The sequence below is a fragment of the Actinopolyspora xinjiangensis genome, assembly GCF_900104475.1.
Classification (GTDB): domain Bacteria; phylum Actinomycetota; class Actinomycetes; order Mycobacteriales; family Pseudonocardiaceae; genus Actinopolyspora; species Actinopolyspora xinjiangensis.
In genome coordinates this window covers 339819-357295 of record NZ_FNJR01000004.1, presented here as the reverse complement: position 1 = coordinate 357295, position 17477 = coordinate 339819, and the positions used below count along the sequence as shown (strand labels likewise).

General features: G+C 69.4%; 15 protein-coding genes. 11 read left to right on the top strand and 4 right to left on the bottom strand.

Features of this window, described 5'->3' with window-relative positions; all coding sequences use genetic code 11:
* Positions 1 to 76 precede the first annotated feature (76 nt).
* Positions 77 to 661: a DUF3515 domain-containing protein gene (locus tag BLQ75_RS08625; protein WP_244515345.1), complete on the bottom strand. Its 585-nt coding sequence runs from the start codon at positions 659 to 661 to the stop codon at positions 77 to 79.
* 138 nt (positions 662 to 799) lie between these two features.
* Positions 800 to 1033, bottom strand: coding sequence for an Lrp/AsnC ligand binding domain-containing protein (locus BLQ75_RS08620; RefSeq protein ID WP_043572263.1), 234 nt, complete (start codon positions 1031 to 1033; stop codon positions 800 to 802).
* A gap of 257 nt (positions 1034 to 1290) precedes the next feature.
* Here BLQ75_RS08620 and BLQ75_RS08615 point away from each other — a divergent pair, with 257 nt between their 5' ends.
* Together BLQ75_RS08615 and BLQ75_RS08610 are read left to right on the top strand one after the other, a co-directional pair.
* Positions 1291 to 2283, top strand: coding sequence for a thiamine-phosphate kinase (locus BLQ75_RS08615; RefSeq protein WP_092600372.1), 993 nt, complete (start codon positions 1291 to 1293; stop codon positions 2281 to 2283).
* A 100-nt stretch (positions 2284 to 2383) separates the two neighbouring features.
* Positions 2384 to 3061, top strand: coding sequence for a uracil-DNA glycosylase (locus BLQ75_RS08610; protein WP_092600370.1), 678 nt, complete (start codon positions 2384 to 2386; stop codon positions 3059 to 3061).
* Positions 3062 to 3198: 137 nt separating this feature from the next.
* Here the strand turns inward: BLQ75_RS08610 and rpmB are convergent, their stop codons facing one another.
* Positions 3199 to 3390 carry a 50S ribosomal protein L28 gene (gene rpmB / locus BLQ75_RS08605; RefSeq protein WP_043572261.1) on the bottom strand — a complete coding sequence of 64 codons (192 nt, stop codon included), beginning with the start codon at positions 3388 to 3390 and terminating at the stop codon, positions 3199 to 3201.
* A gap of 797 nt (positions 3391 to 4187) precedes the next feature.
* Between rpmB and BLQ75_RS08600 the strand changes: the two genes are divergently transcribed.
* The 6 genes from BLQ75_RS08600 (at position 4188) to BLQ75_RS08575 (ending at position 14270) form a co-directional block, all read left to right on the top strand.
* Entirely contained in the window at positions 4188 to 5843 is a 1656-nt protein-coding gene (locus tag BLQ75_RS08600; protein WP_092600555.1) for a DAK2 domain-containing protein, read from the top strand.
* 243 nt (positions 5844 to 6086) lie between these two features.
* On the top strand, positions 6087 to 8324 hold the full coding sequence (recG, locus tag BLQ75_RS08595; protein ID WP_092600368.1) for an ATP-dependent DNA helicase RecG: 2238 nt from the start codon (positions 6087 to 6089) through the stop codon (positions 8322 to 8324).
* A 482-nt stretch (positions 8325 to 8806) separates the two neighbouring features.
* Positions 8807 to 12184, top strand: a complete 3378-nt coding sequence (locus tag BLQ75_RS08590) for a pyruvate carboxylase (RefSeq protein WP_092600366.1) — start codon at positions 8807 to 8809, stop codon at positions 12182 to 12184.
* Positions 12185 to 12474: 290 nt separating this feature from the next.
* A complete protein-coding gene (gene rsmD / locus BLQ75_RS08585; RefSeq protein ID WP_092600553.1) occupies positions 12475 to 13038 on the top strand; it encodes a 16S rRNA (guanine(966)-N(2))-methyltransferase RsmD in 564 nt (187 codons plus the stop codon).
* Positions 13039 to 13213: 175 nt separating this feature from the next.
* A complete protein-coding gene (gene coaD / locus BLQ75_RS08580; protein WP_092600364.1) occupies positions 13214 to 13699 on the top strand; it encodes a pantetheine-phosphate adenylyltransferase in 486 nt (161 codons plus the stop codon).
* Positions 13700 to 13835: 136 nt separating this feature from the next.
* The gene (locus tag BLQ75_RS08575) at positions 13836 to 14270 is read left to right on the top strand and encodes a guanyl-specific ribonuclease (protein WP_092600361.1); all 435 of its coding nucleotides are present in this window, start codon (positions 13836 to 13838) and stop codon (positions 14268 to 14270) included.
* A gap of 88 nt (positions 14271 to 14358) precedes the next feature.
* Here BLQ75_RS08575 and BLQ75_RS08570 read toward each other — a convergent pair whose 3' ends face one another.
* Positions 14359 to 15405, bottom strand: a complete 1047-nt coding sequence (locus BLQ75_RS08570) for an ion channel (protein WP_092600551.1) — start codon at positions 15403 to 15405, stop codon at positions 14359 to 14361.
* A 281-nt stretch (positions 15406 to 15686) separates the two neighbouring features.
* Between BLQ75_RS08570 and BLQ75_RS08565 the strand changes: the two genes are divergently transcribed.
* The 3 genes from BLQ75_RS08565 to rpmF all read left to right on the top strand — a co-directional run bounded on the left by BLQ75_RS08565 (position 15687) and on the right by rpmF (position 17477).
* On the top strand, positions 15687 to 16430 hold the full coding sequence (locus BLQ75_RS08565; RefSeq protein WP_092600359.1) for an ATP synthase F0 subunit B: 744 nt from the start codon (positions 15687 to 15689) through the stop codon (positions 16428 to 16430).
* Between the two features lie 286 nt (positions 16431 to 16716).
* Positions 16717 to 17292, top strand: a complete 576-nt coding sequence (locus BLQ75_RS08560) for a YceD family protein (RefSeq protein ID WP_170837393.1) — start codon at positions 16717 to 16719, stop codon at positions 17290 to 17292.
* Positions 17293 to 17294: 2 nt separating this feature from the next.
* Complete coding sequence (gene rpmF, locus BLQ75_RS08555) at positions 17295 to 17477, top strand: 50S ribosomal protein L32 (protein WP_092600355.1); 183 nt, start codon at positions 17295 to 17297, stop codon at positions 17475 to 17477.

Genomic DNA, 17477 nt, shown 5'->3' with positions numbered 1-17477 from the left:
ACTGGATCACCGGCGACTCGTTCGGCCGGTTGGGCAGCACCGGGCCGAACCGAGCCGCGCGTCGGGGAGGGCGCGCTCATCCGGACACCTCCCGGCGGGGAAGCTCCTTCCGCAGGATCAGGGAGACGTCCTGCACCGGACCGATACCGGTGTCGTTCGGACCGGTGATCGCCACGTAAACCGGCCGGTCGACCGCCAGCCAGGTGGTGGTTTCGCCGCTGCTGATCGGCAGCCAGCTCACCCCGGAGACCACCATCAGCTTCGACGTGGGCTTCAGCTCGGCGGGCGCCGTCAGTCCGCATCGTAGGCTGATCGGGTCGTGCTCCGCGTCGCCCCAGGCCACGGTGCCCGCAGGTTTCGGCGCGGCCAGTTCGCGGCGTGGCACGGCGGAACCGTCGACGCGCAGTTCGTCCGGCAGTTTCGCCAACACCGTCCCGCACTCGTCCGAGTTCGCCTCCGGGGCCTTGACCGGAGGCAGCGCCAACGGCCCACTGCGATCGCCTCGCGCCGTCGTCGCTCCCCCCTGCTCCGGACGAGCGTTCGAACCGGTCCTGCCGCTCAGGACGCCCAGTGTGGCGACCCCCGCCGCCAGCAGCACCGCGAGGGACAACGCGACGATCAGTACCAGCCGGGGTAGCCCGGCTCCGGATTGTTCCCGCACGTCATCCACTACAGCACGAGCGTTCCCCGGGGCGCGCACCGGTGTCGTCGCCCGCGCCGCGCGTGGCACGCGGGACGTGGCGGGGCGCTGGGAGGGCCCGCAGCCCGGGCCGTAGTGGCCCCCGAGCGAAGAACCCGGTCAAAGATGCACGACCGGGCAGGTCAGCGTGCGGGTTATGCCCTCCACGTTCTGGATGTTGGCCACGACCATCTTGCCGAGTTTGTCGACGTTCTCGGCCTCGGCGCGCACGATGACGTCGTACGGCCCCGTAACGTCCTCCGCGCTGATGATCCCGGTGTTGCCGGATATCTCGGACGCCACCGCTGCGGCTTTGCCGACCTCGGTCTGGATGAGGATGTATGCCTGGACCACGGGTGTGCCCCTTCGTCTCGTCGGAAGCGTTCGGGGAGGAAACTGGAACCTGTTCTACAGCTTGGTCGGGTGATCGGGGAAGTGGCGGCCGGATCGACGCTTCGTGGTGTCCCGGTCCCCGGAACGGTGCCCCGGCCGAGTGCCCCGTCCACCGGTGGTACGTCCGACCAGTGGCCGGAGCGCCCGGGACGCGACGGGCGGGCACACGTGGCCGGAGTCGGCCCCGACGGAGCAAGTTACCGCATCGTATCGAGAGGATGCGCGACGAAAGGAAGGTCCAGTTGACTCCCGAGGAGAGACCGGACACGCGGACCGTCTCCCAAGTGGGTGAGTTCGGTCTCATCCGCCGAGTGACCGACGACCGGAGGCAGCCGGAGAGCACGCTGCTGGGGCCCGGTGACGACGCCGCCGTGGTCTCGGCCTCCGACAGCAGGGTGGTGGCCACCACCGACGTGCTGGTCCAGAACGTGCATTTCCGCTTGGACTGGTCGGGACCGCGGCACGTGGGACGCAAGGCCGTGGCCGTGAACCTCTCCGACATCGCGGCCATGGGAGCCGTTCCCACCGGCCTGCTGGTGGGGCTGGGGTGTTCCGGGGAGTTCTCCGCGGAGTTCGTCGACGAGCTGGCCGCGGGCATGTGGGAGGAGGCCCGGCGGGCCGGTACAGGCCTGGTGGGCGGTGACATGGTCACCGCGACGGAACTCACCATCTCGGTAACCGCGTTGGGTGACCTGCAGGGCAGGCCCCCGGTGACCCGGGGCGGCGCACGGCCGGGCGACGTCGTGGCGCTGGCAGGGGGGTTGGGGTGGTCGGCCGCCGGGCTGGAGGTGCTCGCTCGTGGCTTCCGCTCGCCGTTGTCGGTGGTCGGCGCGCACCGAGTGCCCGAACCGCCCTACGGGGCCGGACCGAGCGCGGCCGAGGCGGGAGCGACCTCCATGATCGACATCTCGGACGGACTGCTCGCCGATCTGGAGCACGTAGCGACCGCCTCCGGAGTTTCGCTGGACATCCGGACCGATCAGCTCGAGGTGCCCCAGCGCCTGCTCGAAGTGGCTTCCGCCCTGGGGGCCGATGCCAGGCACTGGGTGCTCAACGGCGGGGAGGACCAGGCGCTGGTGGCCACCTTCCCCGAGGCGGCGGGACTGCCGGACGGGTGGAGCCCCGTCGGTCGTGTCCTGGCCGGCGAGGGGGTAACGGTCGACGGTGCCGAGTACTCCGGGGAAGCCGGCTGGCGGCACTGGCGGCAGTGAACCGAGGCCGTGGGTTCCGTGCCCATACCCGATGCCGAAGCGGGGAGTGGAACCCAGGGGGGCGGTGTCGATGATCAAGAGGTCGCTAGGGTCATGGCCCGTGACCAGGAGCCCGTTGAACGAGATTGTGGAACCAGGCTGGGCCGAAGCACTCGAGCCGGTGGCCGATCGGATAGCCACCATGGGTGATTTCCTCCGTTCGGAGGTCGCCGCCGGGCGTGAGTATCTGCCGGCCGGGGAGAACGTGCTGCGCGCCTTCCAGCAGCCCTTCCGGGACGTGCGGGTACTCATCGTGGGGCAGGACCCCTACCCGACGCCGGGGCATCCCGTCGGGCTGAGTTTCTCCGTCGCCCCCGACGTCGATCCCGTTCCACGCAGTCTGGCCAACATCTTTCGCGAATACTGTGACGATCTCGGCTATCCGCACCCCTCCAACGGTGATCTCACACCGTGGACGGAACGCGGGGTTCTGTTGCTCAACCGGGCGTTGACCGTGCAGCCGGGCAAGTCGGCCTCGCATCGCGGCAAGGGGTGGGAGGAAGTCACCGATCAGGCGATCAGGGCGCTGGCGCAACGTCCCGAACCGCTGGTGGCGATCCTGTGGGGGCGTGACGCACGGAGCCTGCGGCCGTTGATGCCCGGCGTCGGGTGTGTCGAGTCGCCCCACCCGAGCCCCATGTCGGCGGACCGGGGGTTCTTCGGGTCCCGTCCGTTCAGCCGCGCGAACCAGATGTTGCGGGAACTCGGTGCCGACCCGATCGACTGGAAACTTCCGTAGCGTGACCGCCCGCCCTCGTGGTCTCGGGCGGCTACGGCAGGTAGGGGCTCGGCGTGGCGGGGTTGCCCCGCTCTCCCGGGGAGAACGAAAAACGCTCGGCCGGTGGTCCCGGCCGAGCGTTCGTCCGAAAGGCTTGATCAGCCGCGTACGACCTTGCCCGCCTTCAGGCAGGAGGTGCACACGTTCAGCCGCTTGCGCTGTGTCGGGCTGACCTTGGCGCGCACGGTCTGAATGTTCGGGTTCCACCTGCGCTTGGTGCGCCGGTGTGAGTGCGAGACCGCCATGCCGAAACCCGGTCCCTTGTTGCAGACGTCGCAGACGGCAGCCACGTCAGACACCCCTAACTTCGCTCGAATCTCCATTCCGCACCACCCGGCGCGGATCGTGCTCGTGCGGTGGCAGCGCTGCGAGGCCACGCGGCTACCCCGCGTCGGTGAAGGCCGTTCACCCAGGGGTGACTGCGCGCCCGTACACCGCCGCTGCAGGGAACGCGTGGAAATGCGCACGTTTCCTGATCCGTCGCCTCGCGGCACGGTGTTGGCCCCGCTCCGGTTTGGGGCGAGGTCTTCCCTTGGCTACACCCGATACCAGCGTGGCTGGCCTTACCTGGGTTTCCCGCGGGCTGTCACGACGCAACTCGCCGCCGCTGCAGGACCTGACCGAACCGGCTGGTCGCCACCCGGTCCCGTCGAGTTCCTCCACCGCCGGAGTCTAGCAACACGGCTCCGCACCCTCGGAGACGGCGGGAGACGAGTAGCGCTCGGCCCGCCCCACCGCTCCGTCGGCCCCGACCGTCGGGCCGGTACCCGGTCTCCGCCTGCCGCCGCGGTCTACCCCACCGATCACGGTGTGCCACGCGCTTCGCGTGTCGTGCCTTCGCCGAGCAGGATCGGACCCGGCGACTACTCTCGAAGGGCCGTCCGGGACTTTCGGTTCCGAGCCCGCGCGTCGCCTCCCGTGGGGCCCGCTCCAGGAGGAGGGCCGTGCCTTCCGAGGGGCGGGACCGCTCACCGATGTGTCCCGGGCGCACCCGAGTCGGCGCCCCGGCAACCGCTCACCGGGCGGACAACCGAGAATCCCGGGGAAGCGTTCGGCGGCGAGCGTGGGGCACGTATTGGAGGGAAAGGTGCTGCAGGCGTTGGACGGGCCCGCCGTGCGCCGGTGGGCCGAGTTGTCCGTACTGGCGCTGACCGCCAACCGCGCGGCCATCGACCACATCAACGTCTACCCCGTCGCGGACAACGACACCGGCACCAACATGCTGCGGACGATGCGTGCGGCGGCCGAGGCAGCCGCGAGCACACCGCTCGACGAGCGACCGGACCGGGTGCTGACCGCGTTGGCCGACGGCGCGCTGCACAGCGCACGCGGCAACTCGGGCCTGCTGCTCTCGCAGGTGCTTCGCGGCATCGCCCAGCAGGCAGTCGGACGAGTCCCCGTGACGGGTGAGCTGTTCCGCGAGGCGCTGGGCCGGGCCGACGAGTTGGCCGTTCAGTCGGTGGCGGAACCGGTGGAGGGAACCCTGCTGACCGTGCTGCGGGCCGCGGTCGATGCCTGCCGGGACGCGGTACCCGAGCTCCCCGAGGTGGTCGGCGCGGCGACCAGGGCCGCCATCGAGGCGTTGCGGCGGACCCGCACCCAACTGCCGGTGCTCGCCTCGGCCGGGGTGGTGGACGCGGGCGGTCGGGGACTGGTCATCCTGCTCGACTCGCTGTACGCGGTGGTCCGCGACGGACAGCGGCTCGCGCCGGAGGCGCCCGCTGTGCTGGAGTCCGACCCGGTCAGCGAGGAGGTGCCCCGCCACGACTCCCGGTACGACTACGAGGTCATGTACCTGTTGTCCGACGCCTCCCCCACTGTGGCGGACGACCTGCGCGCCAGGCTCGCGAATCTCGGTGACTGTGTGTCGGTGGCCGACACCGGGGAAGTCGGCGATCACGACGCCCGCGCCACCTGGGCGGTACACGTGCACTGCGACGACATCGGTGCCGCCGTCGAGTCGGGCATCGAGCTCGGCAGGGTGCACGGCATCAGGGTCACCCGGTTCGCCGATCAGGCCGCGGACACGGTGGGCGGTATTCCGGGGCAGCGCGCTGTCCCAGGAGGGCGGGAGATCGCCGAGGGGCACGTCGTGCTCGCCGTCACCAGGGGGGAGCGGTTGGAACGGCTCTTCCGCGAGGAGGGGGCGTTGACGCTGCCGATCGGTGAACGCGCGGTGCCGGAGGCGCGGGAACTGCTGGAGGCGATCCTCGACGCCGGGCGCAGGTGCGTGCTGCTGCTGCCCAACGAGGAATCGCTGGCGGATACCGCCGAGGACGCGGCGCAGGCCGCGTTGCGCGCGGGGATCGAGGTGGTGGTGGTCCCCACGGCCTCTCCGGTGCAGGGGCTGGCCGCGCTCGCGGTGCACGACCCGAACCGGCGTACCGCCGACGACACCGTCGCGCTGGCCGAGGCCGCCGCGGCCACCCGCAGGGGGGAGCTGACCGTCGCGACGGGGGAGGCGCTGACCTGGGTCGGTTACTGTCGAAAGGGCGACCTGCTGGGAATGCTCGACGGTGAGGTGGTGCTCATCGGCGACGACCGGCAGCGGGCGGCGTGCCTGCTGCTGGACCGGATGCTGTCCTCGGGCGGGGAGCTCGTCACCGCGCTGGTACCGGAACACGCGCCTGCCGCGCTGCCGGACGTGCTCGCCGAGCACCTTCGCGGGACCCGTCCCGAGGTGGAGCTGGTCTGCTACCCGTGCGGGGAGTCCTCCTCCGAGCTGATGCTGGGTGTGGAGTGACGAGCGGTCCGACATCCGTACCCGCTCGGCGTGTGGAGCCGGAGGGCCTGTCGTGTCCGTGTCACGCGGCTCACCGGAACGTGGCCACGAGCCACAGGGGCTGGTGAGCCCTGTCGGTCGTCTCGGATAACTTGACCGGTGCACACCGATGCGAACCGACGGGCGCTCCTCCCGCCTGCACGGTTCGATCGGCCCACGACCTCGAGCGCACGGCCCGTGCGCCGTGACACAACTGGTGAAGCGATGATCGGGTGGGACACCAACCTCGACCGGGTGCTGGGTGGCAAGACCGCCAAGGCCCTCGGCAGCTCGTTCGGCATGTCCACAGTGGGGGACCTGCTGCGCCACTACCCGCGCCGCTACGCCGAGCGCGGCGAGCTCACGGCGATCGGTGGGCTCGAGATCGGGGAGCACGCCACCGTGCTGGCCCGGGTGGAGCGGGTGGGCAAGCGCAAGATGCGCTCCCGGCGCGGCACGATCCTGCAGGCGCGCATCACCGACGGTGCTCGCTCCATGTCCTGCACCTTCTTCAACCAGGCATGGCGCGAACGCGAACTCCTGCCCGGCCGGAGGGGGATGTTCGCGGGCAAGGTGACGGCTTATCGCGGTGAGCTGCAGCTCGCCCATCCCGAGTACCAGTTGTTCACCGAGGAGGGGGAGACAGACGCGCACGACGCCGCGCGCGAGTTCGCGGCGGCGTTGATTCCGGTGTACCCCGCCGCGCAGGGGGTGCCCTCCTGGTCGCTGGCCCGGTGCGTGACGCAGGTGCTCGACGGTTGGCAGGGTGTCGAGGACCCCCTGCCCGAGTCGTTGCGCGAACGCGTCGGTGTGCTCGAGCTGAACCAGGCCTTGCGGTGGATCCACCGTCCGGAGGGGACGGACCAGGTGGAGGCGGCCCGACGCCGGTTGAAGTGGGACGAGGCGCTCGGGGTGCAGCTCTCGTTGGCCCAGTCGCGGTCGCGGCAGGACGCGCGACCCGCCCCGTCGTGTCCGCGGCACGACCGGGGGCTGGGGGCTGATTTCGATGCGCGGCTGCCCTTCGCGCTGACTTCCGGCCAGGCCGAGATCGGGGAGCGGATCGCCGAGGATCTGTCCGCTCGGCATCCGATGAACCGCCTGGTACAGGGGGAGGTCGGTTCGGGCAAGACGGTGGTGGCTCTGCGCGCCATGCTGCAGGTGATCGATTCCGGCGGGCAGGCGGCGATGCTGGCACCGACCGAGGTGCTCGCGGCGCAGCACGCCAGGTCGTTGCGGGAGATGCTGGGTGAGCTCGCTCGGGCGGGGGAGTTCGACTCTCCGGAGCACGCCACCAGGGTCGCCCTGCTGACTGGCTCGTTGCCCGCGGCGCAGCGCAAACAGGCCCTGCTGGACGCGGCTTCCGGTGCGGCGGGCATCGTCGTGGGCACTCACGCCCTGTTGCAGGACCAGGTCTCGTTCGCCGGCCTCGGACTCGTGGTGGTCGACGAGCAGCACCGTTTCGGTGTCGAGCAGCGGGACGCGTTGCGCGGTCGTGCGGGTGAGGACACCTGTCCGCACCTGCTGGTGATGACCGCCACTCCGATCCCGCGCACCGTGGCGATGACCGTGTTCGGTGATCTGCGGACCTCCGCCCTGCGCGAGCTACCCCGCGGCCGTTCCCCGATCAGCACCACTGTCGTTCCCTCGGCGGAGAAACCAGCCTGGCTCGACCGGGTGTGGCAGCGGGTCGGTGAGGAGGTCGCGCGGGGGCACCAGGTCTACGTGGTCTGTCCCAGGGTCGGGGACGAGAACGGTTCCCGCTGCCACGAGGACGAGCTCGCCGAGGGGGATTCCGAGGACGACCCCGGGCCGGCCGGACCGGACGACGAGGGTGGGAACAACGCGCGGCGCGCTCCGGTGGCCGTGCTGGAGCTGGCCGAACGGTTGCGCGGGGGACCGCTGCGGGACCTCCGTGTCGGCGTGTTGCACGGCAGGCTCTCCTCGGACGAGAAGGACTCGGCGATGCGCCGGTTCGCGGCCGGGGAATTGGACGTGCTCGTGGCCACCACCGTGATCGAGGTCGGGGTGGACGTGCCGAACGCGAGCATGATGGTGATCATGGACGCTGACCGGTTCGGGATGAGCCAGCTTCACCAGTTGCGCGGGCGTGTCGGGCGTGGCAGCGCTCCCGGGTTGTGCCTGCTGGTCACCGAGTCCGTACCGCAGACGGCGGCACGTGCTCGGCTGGACGCCGTCGCCTCCACCACCGACGGGTTCGAACTCGCGCGGCTCGATCTGTTGCAGCGCCGGGAGGGCGACGTGCTCGGTGAGGCGCAGTCCGGCCGCAGGTCCGCGCTGCGGATGCTGTCGTTGGTGCACGACGAGCGGATCATCGCCGAGGCCAGGAACGAGGCGGAGGCAGTCGTGGGGCAGGACCCCGAACTGCGTTCCCATCCCGGTCTGGCGGCGATGATCGACGAACTCGTCGCCGACCAGCGCGCCGACTTCCTGGAGAAGGCCTGACCGGTCGTTTCTCCCCTGGCGCGCCGCGCGTCCGGCCGAGTACTCCCTTCGGGGAGTCGCGAGGGGACGGCGAGTGTCCTGCCCGGAGGAGGTCGGAACGGCCGGCTCCGTCTACCGCCGGCCGGGGAGTCCGGTGCGGGAGCTCGTCGCGGTTCCTCGTCCTCGTGGTCGTGCCGTTCTCCGTGCCTCGGGGCTCGTTCGACTGGTGCGTTCACGTGGGGCGCGCGAACATCGGTACTGCCAGTGGTCACCTCAGGGTGACCGGACCGAGCACTATTGAAAAACTTCCTCGTTTTCGCGTTCATGTGAAAATATCGATTATTTCTTTTGGTTGATCCTTGTTCGAGGAGGATGATTTAGCAGGTCGTCCGCGTGTAGGGCGTGGATCATGAGTTCCATCACGCGAGAACAGCTCCCGGAGAGGAGAATTTTCGGGGTATTGTTCGCAGGCGATCCGACACCTGCCCCAGGAGGTAGCCGGCATGTTCCGCAAGGTCCTCGTCGCCAACCGCGGCGAGATAGCGATCCGCGCGTTCCGCGCCGGATACGAGCTCGGCGCGAAAACCGTGGCCGTGTTTCCCTACGAGGATCGCAATTCACTGCACCGGCTGAAGGCGGACGAGTCCTACGAGATCGGCGGTGCCGGTCATCCGGTTCGGGCTTACCTGTCCGTCGAGGAAATCATCCGGGCGGCCCGAACGGCGGGCGCCGATGCGATCTATCCGGGCTACGGCTTCCTGTCCGAGAACCCCGACCTGGCCGAGGCCTGCCAGGAGGCGGGCATCACGTTCATCGGCCCGTCGCACGACATCCTCAAGCTCACCGGAAACAAGGCCAGCGCGGTCCGCGCGGCGCGGGAGGCCGGCGTCCCCGTCCTGGAGTCCTCCGCGCCGTCCAGCGACATCGACGAACTGATGGACTCCGCCGGGGACATGCGTTTCCCCGTGTTCGTCAAGGCGGTCGCCGGTGGCGGTGGGCGCGGCATGCGCCGGGTCAACGACCTCGAATCACTGCGCGAGGCGCTGGAAGCGGCGATGCGCGAAGCCGAGTCGGCTTTCGGTGACCCGACGGTGTTCCTCGAACAGGCCGTGGTCAACCCCAGGCACATCGAGGTGCAGATCCTCGCCGACTCGGCGGGCAACGTCGTGCACCTCTACGAGCGCGACTGCTCGGTGCAGCGCAGGCACCAGAAGGTCGTGGAGATCGCTCCCGCCCCGAATCTCGATCCTCAGCTCAGGGAGCGCATCTGTGCCGACGCGGTGGCGTTCGCCAGGCAGATCGGCTACGTCAACGCCGGGACCGTGGAGTTCCTCGTCGACGAGCAGGGGCGCCACGTCTTCATCGAGATGAATCCCCGGATTCAGGTCGAGCACACCGTCACCGAGGAGGTCACCGACGCGGACCTGGTGCAGTCCCAGGTGCGCATCGCGGCGGGCGAGACCCTGCCGGACCTCGGCATGTCGCAGGAGGGGGTCCGGCTGCGGGGCGCGGCGCTGCAATGCCGCATCACCACCGAGGACCCGGCCAACGGCTTCCGCCCCGACACCGGGATGATCAGCGCGTACCGGTCCCCGGGCGGTGCCGGTGTCCGGCTGGACGGCGGGACGGCCTTCTCCGGGAGCAGCGTCAGCGCCCACTTCGACTCCATGCTGGTCAAGCTGACCTGTCGTGGTCGCGACTTCGACACCGCCGTGGCGCGCGCCCGCCGGGCGGTCGCCGAGTTCCGGATCCGCGGCGTCTCGACCAACATCCCGTTCCTGCAGGCGGTGCTCGACGACCCGGACTTCGGCGCGGGAAGGATCACCACCTCCTTCATCGACGAGCGCCCGGGACTGCTGACCGCGCGTCACTCGGCCGACCGAGGGACGCGGCTGCTGAGTTACCTCGCCGACGTGACCGTCAACCGGCCCTACGGTGAACGGCCCACCGTGCCGGAACCGTGGCGGAAGCTGCCCGCCGCCGACCTCGACACGCCACCACCCGCGGGGTCGAAGGACCGCCTCGACCAGCTGGGCCCGGAGGGCTTCGCGCGGTGGCTCCGGGACTCCGAGGCGGTGGGAGTGACCGAGACGACGTTCCGGGACGCCCACCAGTCGCTGCTGGCCACTCGGGTGCGTACCAAGGACCTCACCACGGTCGCCCCCCACGTGGCCCGAACGACTCCAGAACTGCTCTCACTGGAGTGCTGGGGTGGCGCCACCTACGACGTCTCGCTGCGTTTCCTGGCCGAGGACCCGTGGGAGAGGTTGGCCGCGCTGCGCGAGGCCGTGCCCAACATCTGCCTGCAGATGCTGCTGCGTGGCCGCAACACGGTCGGCTACACCCCGTACCCCACCGAAGTGACCGAGCACTTCGTGGCCGAGGCCACCGACACCGGTATCGACATCTTCCGGATCTTCGACGCGCTCAACGACGTCGAGCAGATGCGTCCGGCCATCCGGGCGGTGCGCGACACCGGGCGATCCGTGGCCGAGGTGGCGCTGTGCTACACCGGCGACCTGTCCGATCCCGACGAACGGATCTACACCCTCGACTACTACCTGCGGCTGGCGGAGCGGATCGTCGAGGCGGGCGCGCACGTACTGGCCATCAAGGACATGGCCGGACTACTGCGCCCGCCGGCCGCCGCCACCCTCGTCTCCGCGCTGCGGCGGGAGTTCGACCTGCCGGTCCACCTGCACACCCACGACACACCCGGTGGGCAGCTGGCCACCTACCACGCCGCCATCGAGGCGGGGGTGGACGCGGTGGACGGTGCCTCCGCGTCGCTGGCGGGAACCACCTCGCAGCCGGCCCTGTCCTCGATCGTGGCCGCGACCGACCACACCGAGCGGGCGACCGGCCTGGACCTGAACGCGGTGTGCGAGCTGGAGCCCTACTGGGAGGCGGTCCGCAAGATCTACAAGCCCTTCGAGGCGGGACTCGCCTCCCCGACCGGCCGCGTCTACCGGCACGAGATCCCCGGCGGGCAGCTGTCCAACCTGCGGACCCAGGCCGTGGCCCTCGGGCTCGGGGACAAGTTCGAGGAGATCGAGGCCATGTACGCGGCCGCCGACCGCATGCTCGGACGGCTGGTCAAGGTAACTCCCTCCTCCAAGGTGGTGGGAGACCTGGCGCTGCACCTGGTCGGGGCGGGTGTGGACCCGGCCGAGTTCGAGGCCGAGCCCCACAAGTTCGACGTCCCGGACTCGGTGATCGGCTTCCTGCAGGGTGAACTGGGTGATCCGCCGGCGGGCTGGCCCGAACCGTTCCGCACCCGTGCGCTGCAGGGCAGGCCCGCCGAACGTCAGCTGGTCGAGTTGTCCGAGGACGACAGCAAGGGACTGGTGACGGACCGGCGCGAGACGCTGAACCGGCTGCTGTTCCCCAAGCCCACCAAGGAGTTCAACGAACACCGGCATTCCTACGGGGACACCTCGTTGCTGAGCAGCAAGGACTTCTTCTACGGGCTGCGCGCTGGGGAGGAGTACGCCGTCGACCTGGATCCCGGGGTACGGCTGCTGATCGGCCTGGAGGCGATCAGCGAGGCGGACGAGCGCGGCATCCGTACGGTGATGGCCGTTCTCAACGGACAGATGCGCCCCATCCAGGTCAGGGACCGCTCGGTGGCCTCCGAACTCCCCGTCGCGGAGAAAGCCGAGCGCACCAATCCGGCGCACGTCGCCGCGCCGTTCTCCGGTGTGGTCACGCTTTCCGTGACGGAGGGCGAAACGGTCGAGAGCGGCCAGACCGTCGCCACCATCGAGGCCATGAAGATGGAGGCGGCGATCACCGCCCAGCGGGGCGGCACGGTCAAGCGCGTCGCGATCGGGGCGATCCAGCAGGTCGAAGGAGGCGATCTGATCATCGAGATCGACTGATCGCGATCCCCCCGGGACGGAGGGGACCGGTGGGCGGTGACCTCCCGCCGGTCCCGGCCCGGCACCGGGTGGGCACCCCGCCACGTCGGGTTCCGTCGAGGAGCGCGCACGCGGTGACTCCGGGGCTGTCGCGCGTTGGTCCCGGCCACGGCCGAGGACACCGGGCGCCACCGTCCGGGGAACTCCGCGACCTCGGGGCGCTTCTCGGAACGGGTTCGGGAGGCGTGACGGTTCTCGTCGGCACCCACCCCTGCGGCCTCCGGCACGTACCGGTGGGCGAGGATGTTCCGGTGACCAGAATCGTCGCGGGAACCGCAGGTGGGCGTCGTATCGAGGTGCCGCAGCGTGGCACCAGACCCGTCACCGAGCGGGTGCGGGAAGCGCTGTTCAGCTCGCTGGAAGCGATGACGGAGCTGTCCGGGGTGCGGGTGCTGGACCTGTTCTCGGGTTCGGGTGGTTTCGGGTTCGAGGCGTTGTCGCGCGGTGCCGGACACGTCACCTTCGTCGAGTCCGACCGCCGTGCCGCCGGGGTGCTGCGTCGAAACGCCGGCACGCTGGGATTCCGGTCGATCGACATCGAACAGATTCCGGTGCGTTCGGTGTTGGGCGGTTCCCCGCGCGAACCCTACGACCTGGTCTTCGCCGATCCCCCCTTCGCGATGGAGTCGGCCGAGCTGGACGAGTGCTGGCAGGCGCTCGCCCGCAACGGTTGGCTGGCGGGAGACGGCCTCGTCATCGTCGAGCGCTTCTGGAGCAGCCCGGCGCCGCGGTGGCCCGAGGGCATCGAGGAGCTGCGGACCAGGCGTTACGGTGACGCGGCCGTGTACTGGGCCGAGCGCGTCCCCCCGGAGTGAACCCCGGGGACGCGCACGTGCCGGTTCGAAGCACTCCGCGACGTCGTTGCCGAACTCAAGTACCGGGTTCCCTCCGGCGTTGCGATGGTCCCCTCCGCGCCGAACGCCGAACGGAGCGGTGAGTCACACCACCTCGTCCTGAGTCCTACCGGCTGGTACTGCTAAGTTGCCGCTTATGAGGCGTGCCGTCTGCCCAGGCTCTTACGACCCGGTCACCAATGGTCATCTGGACATCATCGAACGAGCGGCTGGTTTGTTCGACGAGGTAACCGTCGCGGTACTCGTGAACAAGAGCAAGAAGAGCCTGTTCGACGTCGACGAACGGATCGAGATGCTGCGCGAGGTCACCAAGCCCTGGCCGAACGTGGTGGTCGACTCCTGGCACGGTCTGCTGGTGGACTACTGCAGGGCCAACGGGATCGGCGCGATCGTCAAGGGACTGCGCGCCGTCAGCGACTTCGACTACGAACTGCAGATGGCGCAGATGAACCAGCGACTGTCCGGCGTCGAGACGCTGTTCATGTCGACCAATCCGCTCTACAGCTTCCTGGCCAGTTCACTGGTCAAGGAGGTGGCCACCTACGGCGGTGACGTCTCCAACCTGCTGCCTCCGAAGATCGAGCAGCGGCTGCTCGACAGGCTGGCCGAGCGCGCGGAGTGAGCCCTCGGCTGGATGGCGGGTTCGGACACGGGTGACGGGGCCGTGCCGGCCGGGTCCGCTGCCGCTGACCCGTTCGTCACTCGGTGTTCACGGTGACTCCTTTCGGTAGCCATACGGCGGGGATATCTTCTCGTTCATGCGCGAACACGCTGTGAGATCACCCAGGTTGTTGCTGACGGGTCTGATCGCCGTGCTGGGCCTGCTCGGTCCGGCCACGGTGGCCTCCGCCGAACCGGTGGCCCGGACCTCGGCCGTTACCGCGGCCGTCGAGTGCGGGAACACCTCCGGCTTCGAGCGGGTGGCGTTGTCGGCTCTTCCTCCGGAAGCGACCGACACCGTGGAACTGATTCAGCGGGGTGGCCCCTACCCCTACCCCGAGGACGGCGGGGTGTTCCACAACTGGGAGGGGATTCTGCCCGACTGCCCGGACGGTTACTACCACGAGTACACGGTCGAGACGCCGGGAATCGATCATCGCGGTGCCCGTCGGTTCGTCGTCGGTGCCGAGGGGGAGTACTTCTACACCGCCGACCACTATGAGAGCTTCCGGCTCACCGACATCCACGCCTGATTCTCGGGAAGGCTGACTCTCGGGACGGTCAGTCTCCGGTGGCGTGCGGCGCGGCGCGTGATGGAGCCGGGCGCGCGCCACCGCGTCGTCAGGAGTGGGACCCGTCGAACTCGCGTACCGCGCGGACGAGCTGCTCCTGCGTTATCCGTTGGTCGCAGATGTAGTACAGCGTGCTGCCCACCGGCAGTCGGGTGCTCCAGGCCGGACTGATCAGCAGCTGTTCGTCCGTGCGGGCCGCGAGCACCGTGGCGTCGTGCCGCTTGCCCAGCGCGAACTGACAGTCCCCATAGGACACTCGGTCGAGTGAGGCCGGAAGTCGGCACGAGTAGGTGTTCCCGCCGCCGTGCGTCACCAGCTGGCCGTAGACCTGGGTGATGCCGGGGTCCAACAGCTCCTCGGTGATCATTTGCGGGGTGTGCCACTGCACGCAGCGGATCTTCTCGTCGACATAGCGCAGGTGTTCGGAGCGGCTCATGTCCCGCAGCGAGATCACCGGCTCCAGCGCCGGGTTGACGTGGTGCACGGTCACGGCCACGGCGAGTGCCTCGTTGTCGTCGCGCGCGTCGACCAGTACCGAGTGAGCCTGGTCGAGCCGTGCTCTGCGCAGCACGTCATCCGTCATCAGGTCGCCGCGCACGAAACCGATGCCGCGATCGGGGATCGGGTGGTGGTCCACATCGTCCCAGGAGGCCAGCACGACGGGGTGCCTGCCGTCCGCGAGCAGTTCGTCGATTATGCGTTCACTGCGTCCCGGGGCGTATCCCAACACCACGATGTGGTCGGACACGTGCAGGCTGGCCGAGCCGCTCATTCGTCTGCCTCTCGCCGTTTCCAGGGTGGTCGCCAGGTGCGTGAACAGGGTGGTCAACGTCGCGATGCCGCCTACGATGACGTAGACCCCGATGATGTGGCCCCCGGTGGTCTCGGGGTAGAAGTCTCCGTAGCCCACCGTGGAGGTGGTCACCAGGAACCACCACCAGTAGTTCCCCGGTGCGGTGAGCTCGCTGTCCGTGCCCTCGAACAGCGCCATCAGCGGCCAGCTCGTGAGGAACACGAACGCGATCACCAGTGCCGGAGTGGCCCACGAGCGAAGACTGATCAGTCGTTGCAGCAGGCGGAACAGTACGGTGGGCAACAGGACCTCCCGGCGGATCGCGTGACCGCTGTCTCCGCTCCAGTCTCGGGCACGGTCCGGTGTGGCTCCCGACCGGTGGTGCCCGTTGTCGGACACGCGGCACCGGATATCCCGCACCCGGTGCGCGTCGCCGGGCAGACTGGGACGACCGGCGGCCGGGCCGCGGGAAGGGGCGGCGACCACCGATCGTGGGGTGATCGACACCCCTCCCCGGCTGTTCTGAGAAGCTGAACGGGCCTGGCAAGTATCCTTCGGGTGAGTGCGACTGCAGGGAGACCGACGTGTACCGGGTGTTCGAGGCGCTCGACGAGCTCGTCACGATCGTCGAGGAAGCGCGAAGTGTTCCGATGACCTCCGGGTGCGTCGTGCCGCGTGGCGACGTGTTGGAGCTGCTCGACGAGGTGCGCGATTCGTACCCGTCGGAGCTCGACGACGCGCAGGACGTGCTCGACCATCGGGACGAGCTGGTGAACAAGGCCAAGAGCGAGGCCGACGACAGTCTCAACTCCGCCAGGTCCGAGGCCGAGAAGACCTCCTCCGAGGCCAGGGCGGAGGCGGAGAAGATGCTCGCCGACGCGCGGGAGCGAGCCGACGAGATCATCGCTCAGGCGAGGGCGGAGGCCGAGCAGACCATCAACAACGCACGCCGGGAGTACGAGGACCACATCGCTCGCGCGCAGTCGGAGTCCGACCGGATGGTGCAGGCCGGGCGTGCCGCTTACGACCAGTCCGTGCACGAGGGGCGTGCGGAACAGGCCCGGTTGGTCTCCGAGACCGAGGTGGTGCAGCAGTCGCAGCAGGAGGCCAAACGCGTGGTCGACGAGGCCCACGAGGAGGCCGAACGACTGCGCGGCGACTGCGACGCCTACGTGGACTCCCGGCTGGCCGACTTCGAGGAACTGCTCGGTCGCACGCTGCGTACGGTGGGCAAGGGCAGGCAGCAGCTCCGACGTCCGATGAGCGCGCCGTTCGACTACGAGGAGTGGCAGGCTTCGGAGCACGGAACCGTGGTCAGCGAACACTGACCGGTTCCCCGGTGACCGTCCCGCCGGTGGCTCGCTCGTCGCTACCACCGATGGGTGGGACCGAGACACCCGGCGCGTGCGGTTTCGGGGAGAAGGTTCGGGTGGCGTAGCCTGGTAGAGTGGCTCGCTCGGCTCCCGACCCGCCGGTGCGTTTCGCGACGGTGAGCCGTCGTGGCTCGGGTGGGAGAGGACGGTTCGGTGAACCGTTTTCGGCCGCCGCACGGCCGAACCGGTCTCGAACCGAGCGGGCCAAGCAATCGCCGAGAACTCCTAGCCGAAACCACAGATGTCTCAGAATCAAGAAGTCGCGCGACCAGCGCCGGACGGCCCCTGGGTGATAGACACCCGCGAGTTCGGGCACAGTCCGGGGGCGAGTCGCAGCTACACCCTCAGACCTCCGGCTCCCGCCGGTTTCGGCATCGACATGGTTCGGGTGCCCACGGGGGAGCCGATCGACCTCGATCTGCTGCTGGAGGCAGTGGTCGAAGGCGTGTTGGTATCCGGTACCGTCAGGGCGAAAGCCAGCGGCGAGTGCGCGCGGTGTCTCGACCCGATTTCCGAGGAGGTCGACGTCGAGCTGCGGGAGCTGTTCGCCTATCAGGACAGCACCACCGACACCAGTACCGATGAGGACGAGGTCAGCCGGATGTCCGGAGACCTGATCGACCTCGAGCCGGTGGTGCGGGACACGGTGCTGCCGTCGATGTCAACCGCCCCGCTGTGCTCGCCGGACTGTCCGGGACTGTGTTCCGGATGTGGTGCCAAGTGGGCCGAACTCGGTCCGGAACACCGTCATGAGACGATTGATCCTCGCTGGGCCGCGTTGCGTGAGCGGTTCGGCGGGACCGAAGAGGAGAAGTAGCCGTGGCTGTCCCCAAGCACAAGGTTTCCCGGTCGAACACCCGTAAGCGTCGTTCGCAGTGGAAGGCCTCCGCACCGACTCTGCGGGCGTGCCCCAACCGGGCCTGCCGTGAGATGAAGCCCCCGCACGTCGCCTGCCCGTCCTGCGGTCAGTACAAGGGCCGCCAGGTCAGCAGCCCCGCCTGA